Source organism: Mesorhizobium sp. WSM4836 (assembly GCF_055811815.1).
The window spans coordinates 38,654-51,350 of sequence record NZ_JBVVQF010000025.1 but is presented as its reverse complement, the minus strand read 5'-3'; the positions used below and the strand labels follow the sequence as shown (position 1 = coordinate 51,350).

The 12,697-nt window shown below is 63.6% G+C and carries 12 protein-coding genes; 5 read left to right on the top strand and 7 right to left on the bottom strand.

Annotation, left to right across the window (positions count from 1 at the left end; genetic code table 11):
• Positions 1-8: 8 nt before the first annotated feature.
• Positions 9-1,202 (bottom strand): sulfite oxidase, encoded by a 1,194-nt coding sequence (locus AC0L2P_RS25545; protein WP_473505158.1) that lies wholly within the window; start codon positions 1,200-1,202, stop codon positions 9-11.
• Positions 1,203-1,428: 226 nt separating this feature from the next.
• Here AC0L2P_RS25545 and AC0L2P_RS25540 point away from each other — a divergent pair, with 226 nt between their 5' ends.
• Positions 1,429-2,436 (top strand): AraC family transcriptional regulator, encoded by a 1,008-nt coding sequence (locus AC0L2P_RS25540; protein ID WP_473505156.1) that lies wholly within the window; start codon positions 1,429-1,431, stop codon positions 2,434-2,436.
• Positions 2,437-2,559: 123 nt separating this feature from the next.
• On the opposite strand, the gene efp is transcribed toward AC0L2P_RS25540, so the two are convergent.
• Positions 2,560-3,126: an elongation factor P gene (gene efp, locus AC0L2P_RS25535; RefSeq protein WP_023674374.1), complete on the bottom strand. Its 567-nt coding sequence runs from the start codon at positions 3,124-3,126 to the stop codon at positions 2,560-2,562.
• A gap of 114 nt (positions 3,127-3,240) precedes the next feature.
• Here efp and epmA point away from each other — a divergent pair, with 114 nt between their 5' ends.
• A complete protein-coding gene (gene epmA / locus AC0L2P_RS25530) occupies positions 3,241-4,287 on the top strand; it encodes an EF-P lysine aminoacylase EpmA (protein WP_473505154.1) in 1,047 nt (348 codons plus the stop codon).
• A gap of 44 nt (positions 4,288-4,331) precedes the next feature.
• Here the strand turns inward: epmA and AC0L2P_RS25525 are convergent, their stop codons facing one another.
• A complete protein-coding gene (locus AC0L2P_RS25525; protein ID WP_473505152.1) occupies positions 4,332-4,520 on the bottom strand; it encodes a hypothetical protein in 189 nt (62 codons plus the stop codon).
• 104 nt (positions 4,521-4,624) lie between these two features.
• Here AC0L2P_RS25525 and AC0L2P_RS25520 point away from each other — a divergent pair, with 104 nt between their 5' ends.
• A complete protein-coding gene (locus AC0L2P_RS25520) occupies positions 4,625-5,299 on the top strand; it encodes a hypothetical protein (RefSeq protein ID WP_473505150.1) in 675 nt (224 codons plus the stop codon).
• A gap of 78 nt (positions 5,300-5,377) precedes the next feature.
• On the opposite strand, the gene AC0L2P_RS25515 is transcribed toward AC0L2P_RS25520, so the two are convergent.
• Genes AC0L2P_RS25515 through AC0L2P_RS25500 form a run of 4 tightly spaced genes read right to left on the bottom strand, consistent with a single transcriptional unit; the run spans position 5,378 to position 9,694 of the window.
• A complete protein-coding gene (locus AC0L2P_RS25515; protein WP_473505148.1) occupies positions 5,378-6,202 on the bottom strand; it encodes an ABC transporter permease in 825 nt (274 codons plus the stop codon).
• Positions 6,203-6,204: 2 nt separating this feature from the next.
• Entirely contained in the window at positions 6,205-7,485 is a 1,281-nt protein-coding gene (locus tag AC0L2P_RS25510) for an ABC transporter permease (protein WP_473505146.1), read from the bottom strand.
• A 5-nt stretch (positions 7,486-7,490) separates the two neighbouring features.
• A complete protein-coding gene (locus AC0L2P_RS25505) occupies positions 7,491-8,540 on the bottom strand; it encodes an ABC transporter substrate-binding protein (protein WP_473505144.1) in 1,050 nt (349 codons plus the stop codon).
• A 5-nt stretch (positions 8,541-8,545) separates the two neighbouring features.
• Complete coding sequence (locus AC0L2P_RS25500; RefSeq protein WP_473505256.1) at positions 8,546-9,694, bottom strand: ABC transporter ATP-binding protein; 1,149 nt, start codon at positions 9,692-9,694, stop codon at positions 8,546-8,548.
• A 331-nt stretch (positions 9,695-10,025) separates the two neighbouring features.
• On the opposite strand from AC0L2P_RS25500, the gene AC0L2P_RS25495 reads away from it, so the two are divergent.
• Positions 10,026-11,414, top strand: a complete 1,389-nt coding sequence (locus tag AC0L2P_RS25495; RefSeq protein WP_473505142.1) for an aminotransferase-like domain-containing protein — start codon at positions 10,026-10,028, stop codon at positions 11,412-11,414.
• A 10-nt stretch (positions 11,415-11,424) separates the two neighbouring features.
• On the top strand, positions 11,425-12,675 hold the full coding sequence (locus AC0L2P_RS25490; RefSeq protein ID WP_473505140.1) for an NAD(P)/FAD-dependent oxidoreductase: 1,251 nt from the start codon (positions 11,425-11,427) through the stop codon (positions 12,673-12,675).
• The last annotated feature ends 22 nt before the right edge of the window (positions 12,676-12,697 follow it).

Sequence of the window (12,697 nt, the reverse complement as noted above, 5' to 3'; positions counted from 1 at the left end):
GCAAATCCTTAGTCGACACGCACGCGGCGCGTCACTTGGCCATTGCTTTCCCAATATGTGTGTTTCTTGGCGATCCACGGATCGCTCATCGCCGGCTGAATGTTGCCGCTTTTATCGATCGCGCGCGAGGTGACGGTGTGCTCCCCGGCGGACGGCTTGGGCCAGTCGAGAGACCACATCTTCCAGGCGAATTCCGCCTCGTCGCTGCCGTCGATTGTCGCCGGCATCCACGGCCCATCGTCGATCTTCACCTCGACCCGGTCGATCGGCGCGCCCCAGGCGGCTCCGCCGATCCGGTAATCGCTGCCGATGTGGGTGACCCGAGCCGGCGCCGATTTGAGGCGCGCCCGTCCGACGGACGTTTCTACCCACACGGTCTCGCCGTTATGGTCTTCCTCGCGGAGCGTGACGTAGTCGCGTCCCATGAACCGGTTCTCGAGGCGCTGGTCGCGCACGTCGATGCGCTTGAGCCATTTCACGTTGGCGACCCCGTACCAGCCCGGCGCTATCAGCCGCAGCGGGAAGCCGTTATCGGGCGGCAAGGGAGTTCCGTTCATCTCGTAGCAAAGGATGTTTTTTGGATCCATGGCATCTGCCAGCGACATGCTGCGCGCGAAGTTCTGCTTGAACTTAACGTCATCGGCCCGCTTGATCTCGCCTTCGTCGGCGGCCCAGAAGACCACTTCGATGCCGCTGTCGAGGGCGCCGGCCTCCTTTAGGATCGGGGCAAGAGGCGTACCCGCCCAGTGCGCATTGCCGACGCCGCCGTTGAAAAACGGAAGGCCGGTATTGCCTGAACATTCGATCGTGAACGTGATTTCCTGGCGCGGCCGGGCTTTGATGTCGTCAAGCGTCAGGGTTGTCGGCTTTTTGACCTGGCCGCTGATTTCGAGCTTCCACGTGCTCGCGTCGATGACTGGCCGGTTGAAATGTGCGATTGAAAAGAACTTGTCATTGGGCGTTACCCAGGAATCGAGATCCTCCCAAACGAGCTGATTCTTGATGACCTCCGGAACCGGGTTCGGTGGCAGTTGATCGAGCCATTTGACGACTTTCTCGCCGGGCCGGCTTGGAAAGGCATAGGCGTGTTGGCTCACGAAGAATGCCGCCAGGCCCGCAAGCGCCGCGCTGCCCTTGGTGATGAACTCTCGACGCGGAATCCGCAGGCTTGCTGCGAATTTGGTGATATCTTCATCGTGCATGGTATTCCTCCCTGTTATTGGACCTGTCGGCCGGTCGATGAAACGCTAATCCCGTCCGCTGCTCCCGCAAATGTCACATCGTCCAATTCTATTGTCCGATCGTTCAGGGGAGGATTAGACCGGATGGGTAGTTGCTCGGGCGGCTGTATTGCCGGATAGTTCGAGATGCCTGGCCGAAAAACTCGTTGTCAAAGGGAGTAGCCGATCGTTTCCGGAGGTGTAGTGCATGGATGTCCTTTCCGATGTGCTCCGAGCCGTTCGCCTCACGGGTGCGATCTATTTCGACGTCGACGCCAGTTCGCCCTGGGTCGGTGAGTCGCCGGGCACGGCCGAGATTGCCGCCGCCGTCATGCCGGAGGCAGAGCACATCATTTCTTTTCATGCCGTGATGTCGGGCTCGTGCTGGGCCGCGCTAGGAGACGATTCCGTGCCCCCGGTGCTCGTGAACGCCGGTGATGTCGTTGTCTTCCCCGGTGGTGTTCCGAACGTCTTGAGCTCCTCGCCCGGAGCGCGGGGCGAACCCAATATGGCGATGTATTATCGGCCGATAGACGAGAGCCTGCCGTTCGCGGTGATCCATGGTGGGGGCGGAGACGAGCGGACCCGCTTCATTTGCGGGTATCTTGGCTGCGATGCGCGTCCCTTCAATCCTCTCCTCGCCGCGTTGCCGGCCATTCTGTGTGCCCGCAAGCCCGCCGATGGAAGCAGCTGGGTTATCGACCTTTTTCGGCTGGCGCTGGCAGAAGGTGGCAGCGGGCGGGCGGGGGGTGAAACGATCCTCGCCAAGCTGAGCGAACTGATGTTTGTCGAGATCGTCCGCCGCCATCTCGAGACCCTCCCCGACGATTCGCGCGGCTGGCTGTCAGGCCTACGGGATCCACATGTCGGCGAGGCGCTCCGGCTCATTCACGCCCGCCCAAGGGACGAATGGACATTGGACAGGCTCGCGCGCGAAGTGGGGCTCTCGCGCACCGCATTTGCAAGCCGCTTTACCCACTATGTCGAGGTCTCGCCCATGCACTACCTTGCCCGGTGGCGCCTGCAACTGGCGGGACGTCTGCTCGAACGGCCCGAAATGAGCATCGCGCAAGCGGGTGCTGAGGTCGGCTACGAGTCGGAGGCCGCCTTCAATCGCGCCTTCAAAAAATTCGTCGGCGTTCCACCTGGTACTTGGCGAAAGGGACGGTCGGCGTTGCTCGAGGCGCAAAGATTGCCCGCTGGCATCGTCCAATAGGAAAAAATTGGCAGGGTGTTCACGCGTCTGCGTGCAGCGCCGACATCGTCCTAATGGCGCAAAGCGCTGGACGATGACGGGCCGCCTCGACGCTTTCGGCGAGGCGTTTTCAGGTTTCGCGCCTCAATCCTTCGCGCGCTCGACATAGGCGCCATCGGCGGTCATCACCACCACGCGGGTGCCGGCGCTGATGTGTGGTGGCACCAGCGTACGCACGCCGTTGGACAGCGTTGCCGGCTTGTAGGACGAGGATGCCGTCTGGCCCTTGGTCACCGGCTCGGTCTCGACCACCTCGAACGTGGCGCGCTGCGGCAGCACCAGCGAGATGGCGATGTTGTTGTACTGCGAGATCTGCACCGGCATGCCTTCCACCAGATAAGGCGCCATGTCGCCGACCACGCTTTCCGGCACCGCGACCTGGTCGTAAGTCTCAGGGTTCATGAAGTGAAAGCCTTCGCCGTCGCGGTAGAGGAACGTGTGCTCGCGCTCCTCTACATAGGCGCGCTCGACCTGCTCGGTGGTGCGGTAACGCTCGGAAACCTTTACCCCGTCGGAGATACGCCGCATGTCGAGCTGGGTGACCGGCGTACCCTTGCCAGGATGAATGTTTTCGGCAAAGAGGATCACATAAAGCTTGCCGTCCTTTTCGACGACGTTGCCTTTGCGTAAGGAGCTGGCGATGACCTTCACGGGTTTCCATCCTGATAAAATTTGTTGGCGCAAATCGGCTGGAGAGGCCGCTGCGTGCGGCCTAGCGCATCTTGGCCGCAATCGCCAGCCCTCTGTGCAATTCGCCTGAAGCCGATGACCGCCGCCTCGCCGTGGTGGACGCCGCATGTCCATGCCGACCGCCGGCCGCGACTGATCCTGCGCAATGCCATTGCCGCCGGCATGCGCGATTGGTTCGCCCGCCGCGACTTCGTCGAGGTGGAGACATCGGCCCTGCAGGTCTCGCCCGGCAATGAAGCGCACCTGTCGGCCTTTGCCACCGAGGCGATCGGGCCGGACGGGCAGCGCCAGCCGCTCTACCTCCACACGTCGCCGGAATTCGCCTGCAAGAAGCTGCTTTCCGCCGGCGAGGAGCGCATCTTCAGCCTCGGTTCTGTCTGGCGCAACCGCGAGCGCGGCCCCTTGCACCATCCGGAGTTCACCATGCTCGAATGGTACCGCGTCGGCGAGACCTATGAGAGCCTGATGCGCGATTGCGCCGAGCTTGTCGCGCTGGCGGCCGAACGGGCCGGAGCGAAGCGTATTACCTTCCGAGGCCGCGAGGCCGACCCGTTTGCGGCACCGGAACGGTTGAGTGTCGCCGACGCCTTCATGCGCCATGCCGGCATCGATCTGCTGGAGACGGTTGCAGCCGACGGCAGCACCGACCGCGCGGGGTTGCATGCGGCCCTGGTCCAGGCCGGATTGCGGACCGCGCCCGACGACAATTGGGCCGACCTGTTCAGCCGGGTGATGGTCGAAAAAATCGAACCGTTGCTGGGGCAGGGGCGCGCCACCATTCTCTTCGGATATCCGATCTCGGAGGCGGCACTGGCCCGGCCCAGCGCCGACGATCCGCGCACCGCCGAGCGCTTCGAGCTCTATTGCTGCGGCGTCGAGCTCGCCAACGCCTTTGGCGAGTTGACCGACCCGGCCGAGCAGCGCCGGCGCTTTGCCGCCGAAATGGACGAAAAGCAGCGCGTCTATGGCGAACGCTACCCGATCGACGAGGATTTTCTCGCCGCGCTTGCCATCATGCCGCAGGCGAGTGGCGCGGCGCTCGGCTTCGACCGGCTGGTGATGCTCGCCACCGGCGCGCTCAGGATTGACGACGTGATCTGGACACCCGTGGCCGGTTCCTGACGCCAGGTTGGGCAAGCCGATCTCGCCCGGCTTGAAAGCCAGGATTAGATGGTCGGTCCAGGCCGCCGCTGGCTCCGTCGAACCAGAAGATTGGCGACGACGAGCAAGATGATCGACAGCCCCATCATCAGTGTCGCGGCGGCAGTGATTGCCGGCGAGAGCTTTTCGCGCAGGCCGTTGGCGCTGGCCAGGAACTGCACCACGACGGCGTCGTCATGGGCGAAGCGCTGCAACCGTTCCGTGTGTTGCCGCCATCATGGCGGGCCGGCATAGTGCTGGCGGAGTTCGCGGCGCAGCGGAGCTAGCGGCCATCGTACCCACAATGGGCTTCGGCACAATGTCAGACAAGAACGCGCTGGACACAAAGCACGGCGGCGAATGGACGATGTCCTGGCGGTTGGTCATGCTTGCGGCCGCAGCGATTAACGTTGTGATGCTCCTGGCCGCGCTGTTCGCCGCGCAAAGGCTTGGTCTGGACGCTACGATCTTCTATCGAGATCCATCTGCAGCCGCCGATGTTGGCTTCTATACGGGGTGGATTTCGTCCCTAGGTGCTTCACTATGGATCGGCACCGGCGCCGTAACCCTGTTTGCTGGTCTGCTCACGCACCGATGGGATTGCACGTTTCTCGGCGGCCTTACCCTGGTCATGGGCCTCGATGACCTGTTGTTAATCCATGAGGACGTGCTGCCCGTTTTTGCGATACCAGAGATTGTTACAATGACTATCTACGCCGTCGCCGGGTTGTTCTGGTTCTTTCGGCTGCGACGCAAGACATTCGACGGCACGATCGTATTTGTGGCCGCAGGCTTCCTACTCGCGATGTCAGCAGCAATCGACCAGCTGGGAGAGCTGTTTCCTACCCCGGGTTCGGCGGTCGACATCGCCGAAGACGCCGTCAAAGAGCTTGGTATCTTCCTTTGGGCGGCAGGTGCGGTCGGGTATGCGGCGATGGTCACACGATTGGGCCGCCCGTGGGTGGATCCAGCCGATCCCAACTCTACAGGCTGACTGTCGCCCACGCCGTATCTTCGACTAGCGCCGACGTCAGCGGTGCCGCCGTCGCGGCCCGACCGCCATACGACATTCTTACTCGATGCGCGGTCGCTTCTTGCCACGACGGGCCAGAAGATTGGCGACGACCAGGAGGATGATTGACAGCCCCATCATCAGTGTCGCGGCGGCGGTTATTGCCGGGCTCAACTTCTCGCGTAGGCCGATGAACATTTCGAGCGGCATGGTGCGCTGGTTGGCGCTGGCCAGGAACTGCACGACGACCACCTCGTCGAACGAGGTGACGAAGGCGAAAGCGGCGCCTGATAGCACGCCGGGCAGGATCAGCGGCAGCATCACCCTGAAGAACGACGTGATGGGCTTTGCTCCGGAGATGGCGGCAGCGCGCATCAGATTGCGGTCGAAGCCGGTGAGGCTCGCTCCCACCGTGACAACGACGAACGGGCTGGCGAGCGCGGTATGCGCCAGGATGATGCCGGCATAGGTGCTGGCCAGGCCGACGCGGGCATAGAACAGATACGAGCCGACAGCGGTGATCACCACCGGCACGATCAGCGGCGACAACAGCAGCGGCATGACGATGCGGCGGCCGGGAAACTTTTCGTCGGAAAGCGCAATCGCCGTCAACGTGCCGAGCGTCGTTGCGATCAGCGTCGTTCCGAACGCAACGATCAGGCTGTTGCCGATCGCCGATTGCCAGCGTTGGGTGCCGAGCACGACCGCGTACCAGCGCGTCGAAATTCCCTCCAGCGGAAAGATGAAGAAGGCGCCGCTGTTGAATGACAAGGGAACTGGAATGAGGATCGGCACCAGCAGGAACAGGATCACCAGGCTGCACCACAGCCAGAGCAGGGTGATGCGGATTCGCTCGCCAGTCGTTGGATAGGGAGACAGCAGCATGGCTACACCAGCTTGAGACGGTCGAGGCCGAGGATGCGGGCAAAGATGCCGAACAGCGCCAGGGTGAAGACGAGCAGGATGAAGCTCAGCGCTGCCGCCATCTCCCAGTTCAGCTCGACATTGACGTAGTTGGCGATGAAATTGCTGATCAGCTGGTCGCTTGCGCCGCCGATGAGCGCCGGCGTGATGTAGTAGCCGAGGCAGAGAATGAAGGTGAGCAGGCAGCCGGCCATGACGCCCGGAAAAACCTGTGGAAGATAGACGCGGCGGAACGCGGTGAAGGGTTTTGCGCCGAGCGAATAGGCGGCCTTCATCTGCGAGGCCGGGATCGTGCGCATGACACTGTAGATCGGCAGCAGCGTGAACGGCAGCTGGATATGGGTAATGGCGATGATCAGTCCGATGCGGCTGTACATCAGGTCTAGCCGGTCGTCGGCAATGCCGAGCCACAACAGCAAATCATTGACTAGGCCGAATTTCTGCAGGAGCACGGTCCAGGCCGCGGTTCGCACCAGGATCGACGTCCAGAATGGCAGCAGCACCGCCACGATGAGGATGGCGGCGAGGCCCTTGGGCACGGAGGCGATGAGGTAGGCGAGGGGGAAGCCCAGTATCAGCGTGGCCAGCGTCACCGCCGCGGCGACGAAGAATGTGCGCATGAATACCTGCAGGAAGATCGCCTGTTCCGGCGGCACTCTTTCAATGCCTCCGTCGGCGTTCCAGCGCAGATCGAGCGCGCTCAGCAGGTAGAACGACGTCACGCTATGGGTGCCGCTCTCGATGACCGGCCACGTGCCGGGCGCCGACCAGAACGGCACCGCTTTCATCACCTCCAGCGGCGGCCTGTCGGCAGCCTCGAGTTGGCGTGCCGTCTTGAGCACCTGGCTGCGCGCACCGGGCAGCCGGGCATTCAGGCTCTTGGCGAGTTCGTAGGCGGTGCCCTTGGTCTGATTGTCGCGGAGGTCGGCGGCAAGGGCCAGGAAGGCGGCATCGCCGGGCAGTCCCGCGCCGTTCCAGCCGCGCAGCGTCTGGCTGGTCTGCGGCAGGGCGTCGGCAATCGTCGGATCATAGACGGCGCGCGACAGCAGCAGGACGATCGGGATGCCGAAGCTCAGCGCCAGCAGCACAAGCAAAGGCGCCGCCAGCGCCAGCGATCGCAGCCGGTCGCCAAACTCGGCGCGCCGAAGTTTTGCCGTGACGGATTTCGCCGCCTTGGCATCGGCGGCCGACCGGTCGCGCGCGATGCGCGGCCGGTCCAGTTCCGTGGGCCTAAGCGCCGTCATTTTTCCTACTGCGCGAGCCAGGCGTTGAAGCGCTTGACCAGATCCTCGCCGTAGTCGCCCCAGAATTCGGTGTCGGCGACCAGATAAGCGCTCATATGGTCGGGCGCGTTCGGCAATTTGGGCAGCGCGTCTGGCGCGACAAAGGAAGCTGCATCGGTCCGCACTGGCCCGTAAGTGATGTAGCTGGCGAGCTTGGCGTTGTTTTCCGGCTGGCTGATATAGGCAAGGTATTTGTAGGCCAGATCCGGGTTCTTGGCGCCCTTCGGAATGGCGATCATGTCGTATTCGAGGATCTGGTTGTTCCAGACGATTTTGAATGGCGCCCCGTCCTTGTCGATAGCATTCTGGATACGGCCGTTCCAGGCGGTGGTCATCACCACTTCCTTGGATGCCAGGAGCTGCGGCGGCTGCGCGCCGGCATCCCACCAAACGATGTCTTTCTTGATGGTGTCGAGCTTCTTGAAAGCGCGGTCGACGCCCTCCGGCGTGGCCAGCACCTTGTAGACATCGGCCGGCGCGACGCCATCGGCCATCAGCGCCCATTCCAAATTCTGCGCCGGGAACTTGCGCATCGCGCGCTTGCCCGGAAACTTGGTCGTGTCGAAGATGTCGAGCACCGAGGTCGGCGCCTCTTTCAGCACGTTGGGATCGTAGGCGAGCACGTCGCCATAAGCGTCGAGGCCGACGCCGCAGTCGAGCGCGGAACCTTCGAGAAACTTTTCGCGCGGCGCGATCTTGGAATAGTCGAGGCGCTCGAGAATGCCGGCGTCGCAACCCTGCAGCACGGTCGCGGTCTCGACCGTCACCAGGTCGATCGGCACGTTGCCGGTGTCGACCATGGCTTTGACCTTGCCGAGATCGCCAAGATATTCCTGCTCGACGATCTTGGCACCGGTCTCCTTGCTGAACGGCTCGAACCATGCCTTGCGCTGGGCATCCTGCCAGGCGCCGCCGCTGGCCATGATCGAAAGCTCGTCGGCGAAGGCGACATGTCCTGAGGTGATGAATGCTGTGGCTGCCGCAAAGGCGAACAGCCGTGCTTTGGTGATTTTCATTGTTGTTATTCCCCTGTTTTCGAGATGCAACCGCCCGTTCCGGCATCGGCCGGAAAGGCACGGCAGTCGTTGGGCGCGCAGCAAACCGTGAGCGGTTCCCCGTTGCCCATGGTCGCTTCGGGGCCGACCTTGACGGTCAGCACCTGTCCGTTTTCCAGCTTGGCCAGAAGACGCTGGTGGTCGCCGAGATAGATGCGGCCATCGACCGTGCCGGCCAACGCATTTGCTCCGTTCGAAGCGGGCGCAAGCTTCAGCCGCTCCGGGCGGATAGCGACATGGCAGGCCGCACCCTCCGCAACACCGATGGCGAGCGCCGTGACCGAACCGCCGCCGTCCAGCGCGACGCGGCACTCCCTGCCGGAGACGCGGTCGACCTTGCCGAGCAGTGTATTGTTCTCGCCGATGAAGCTTGCGACAAACGAAGTTTGCGGCGCGTTGTAGAGATCATCAGGCGAACCGAGCTGGGCAATCCCGCCATTGTTGAAAACGGCGACGCGGTCCGACATGGTCAGCGCCTCGCTCTGGTCGTGTGTCACATAGACGATGGTGACACCGAGCATCGTGTGCAGCTGCTTGATCTCGAGCTGCATATGCTCGCGCAGCTTCTTGTCGAGCGCACCGAGCGGCTCGTCCATCAGCACCAGGCTCGGCTCGAACACCAGCGCGCGGGCAAGCGCGACGCGCTGCTGCTGGCCGCCGGAAAGCTGTGCCGGCCGCCGGTCGCCGAACTGCCGCAGCCGCACCATGTCGAGCGCGCGGCCGACGCGGGCTGCGACTTCGGTCTTGGTAATCTTGCGGACCGAGAGCGGGAAGGCGACGTTCTCTTCAACGCTCATGTGCGGAAACAGCGCGTAGTTCTGGAACACCATGCCGATGTTGCGTTCGTAGGGCGGCAGCCTGTCGACCGACCGGCCTGCAAGCGCAATGACGCCGCTGGTCGGCCGTTCGAACCCGGCAAGCATGTTGAGCGTCGTCGTCTTGCCCGAACCGGAGGGTCCGAGAAGGGTAAGGAACTCGCCACGCGCAACGCCGAGGTTCAGTCGTGTTACCGCGAACGTGCGGCCGTCATAGGATTTCTCGACATCGACGAATTCGACAAAGCGCTGGCTGCCGGCATCGGCTGCCCGTGCAGGCTCGGCACTGTCGCGTGACAGGGTTGTCGTTTCGGCGATCACGGACGCAAGTCCGTCGAGCTGCGGCAGAAGCTGCTTGTCGAAACGAGGTGGTGCTTGCCGTGCATGTGTCGGTCTCGCGTGGTGCTGCCGCACAAGGCGGCAAACCAAAGTTGTATGCTCACACAATCGATCTCTAAAGGACCATAGATGCAGACAAGTTTGGCCGTCAAGCGGCTTTCATCGGGATTGTGTGAGAATTTTCGGCCGGATTATGGAAATATGTGCCGGACAATTACTATTGTCTGGAGCATTGTCTTATGCTAGATGCGCCGATAGCCAGAGCGTCAACACACCGAAACCGCCAATCCGCATGCTTCAGGACCTGCAACTCGCCTCGGATGAAGGCCCGGTCTATCGGCGCCTTGCCGACGCTATTGCCGAACGGATCACGGCCGGCACACTTGCGGTTGGAGACCGGCTCCCACCGCAGCGCGAGATCGCGCGTGCACTGGGCATCAATGTCACCACGGTGACGCGCGCACTGTCGACGCTGCAGCAGCGCGGCCTGCTCGAAGCGCGGCCCGGACGCGGCACAACGGTTGCGGCCCGCAATGGCGGCGAAAGGCTAGGTTTCGTGTCGGCGCCGAGCGACGACACCGGCGTAATCGATCTTTCCGTCAACAGACCTGCGACCTCGGCCTATCTCGACGCGCTCGGGCTGCTGCTGCCGCGCCTGTCCAAGGACCGGCACTATGCCACGCTTCAGGACTATCATCCCCCCGAGGGGCCGCTTTGGGCGAGGACGGCAATCGCCGAGTGGATGCGACCGGTGGCGGGGGAAGGCGATCCCGGCCGCGTGGTGCTGGCGGCGGGCGCCCAGCATGGGCTGGATTGCGTGCTTGGCGCGGTGACCAGGCAGGGCGAGGTCGTGCTCGCCGACGAAGTGACCTATCAGGGCATCAATGCACTGTGCCGGGTGCATGGGCTCGACCTCAGAGGCGTCGCGATGGACCGAGGCGGCATGCGGGCCGACGCGTTCGACGCGGCCTGCGCGCAGCTCCGCCCACGCGCGGTCTTCCTGGTGCCGACCCTGCACAACCCGACGACCATCACGCTATCCGAGGAGCGCCGGCACGAGCTGATAGCTGTCGCCCGCCGCCACAACGTCCTCATCATCGAAGATGACGTCTACCGCCCCCTGGCAGATAATCCGCCGCCATCGCTTGCCAGCCTCGAGCCCGAACTGACGATCCATATCGGCGCCATGTCGAAATGTCTTGCCCCAGGGCTGCGCCTCGGTTTTGTGATCGCGCCACGCGCCGTAGCCGGCCAGGTCGCAGCGGCTTTGCGCATCAACTGCTGGAGCATCAGTCCCTTGACGGCGCTGATCGGCGCGCGGCTGATAGAAGAGGGCCTGGTGGCGCGCATCATAGAAACGCAGAAGCAGGAGCTTCGCCAGCGCCAGGCCATCCTCACCGAAATCCTCGGCCGCTACGATGTCCAGAACCACCCCACTTCGACGCATGCCTGGCTGCGCCTTCCGGAGCCGTGGCGGGGCGCGGGTTTCGCTCGCACCTGCCTGGAACGTGGCGTTGCCGTGCTCCCGGGTGATGCCTTCGCGGTTGGGCGCGAGCCGGTACAGCACGGCGTGCGCATCAATGTCGGAGCCGCGCGCTCGCTCGACGATCTGCGCACGGCCCTGAACGCCATGGCCGAACTGTTATCGGCCGGCCATCTGCAATTGCCTGGCTTCGTCTAGGAATTTGATGATGGCAGCGTCGGAAAGGGTCGAAATCGCCATTGTCGGTGCCGGCGTTGTCGGGCTGGCAACGGCACTCCGGCTCGCAGCTGAGGGCCGCGAAGTCCTGCTCATCGACCCCAATGAGCCGGGCTCCGGGGCCTCTTTCGGCAATGCCGGAACGATTGCCGAATATGCCTGCATGCCGGTCGGCAATCCGGCTGTGCTGCGCGCGTTGCCAAAGCTGCTTCTCGATCCTAACAGCCCTTTTTCCTTGCGCTGGCCGGCGCTGTTGCGGCTTGCGCCATGGCTGGTTCAATTCGTGCGGCAATCGCTTCCGGCGGCCACCCGCGCCAATGCGCTGGCGCTCGCCGGTCTACTGGCCGAGGCCCTGCCGGCCTGGGAAGAGATGGTGGAGGAGGCTGACCTGGCCGACCTGCTGCGACGCAACGGTTGTCTTTACCTGTATCGCCGCGAGAGCGATTTCGCCAAGGCTGCCGGGGGAAGGGCGCTGCGCGCCGGGTTTGGCGTCCATCAGGAGGTTCTGGCGCCGGAAGAGATCGCCGCGCTGGAGCCTGCCCTGCCCACGACCGGGGCCAGTGGTCTGTACTTCCCGGACTCGATGAATGTCACGGATCCTAAGACAGTGATGCGGCGGCTGCTCGATGCCGCGACCGACCGCGGCGTTTCGGTAGCACAGGCTGAGATAACCGGGCTGCGGGTCGAGGCGGACGGTGTCAGCCTCAGCGGTTCCGGCTTTCGCATCAAGGCGAACACGGTGGTGATCGCCGCGGGCGCACAATCGCGGGCGTTGGCCATGCAGGCCGGCGACAGGGTCCCGCTCGAGACCGAGCGCGGTTATCATCTCGAATTTCCGACCGAAGCGCCTCTGCTCAATCGTCCGGTCTGTCCGGTCGATCTCGGCTTCTACATGACGCCGATGGCCGGCCGGCTGCGTGTCGCCGGAACCGTGGAGCTCGGCGGGCTTGGGGCGCCGCCAAATCCGCGCCGGCTGGCGCTGCTCGATCGCGGTGTCAGGCAGTTCTTTCCGCAACTCGGCCGACCGTCATCCGAGTGGCTCGGGTTCCGGCCGTCGCTGCCCGACTCCCGCCCGGTCATCGGTCGGTCGCGCGGCAGCTCCAAGGTGATCCACGCCTTCGGTCATGGCCACCTTGGCCTGACACTCGCTCCGATCACCGCGCGCCTGGTTGCCGAGCTGATCGCTGGACGCGGCGATCCAGCGCGCGTTGCAGCCTTCTCGGCTGATCGCTTCCGCGCCTGATCGATTGACGGTGAGGCCTTCC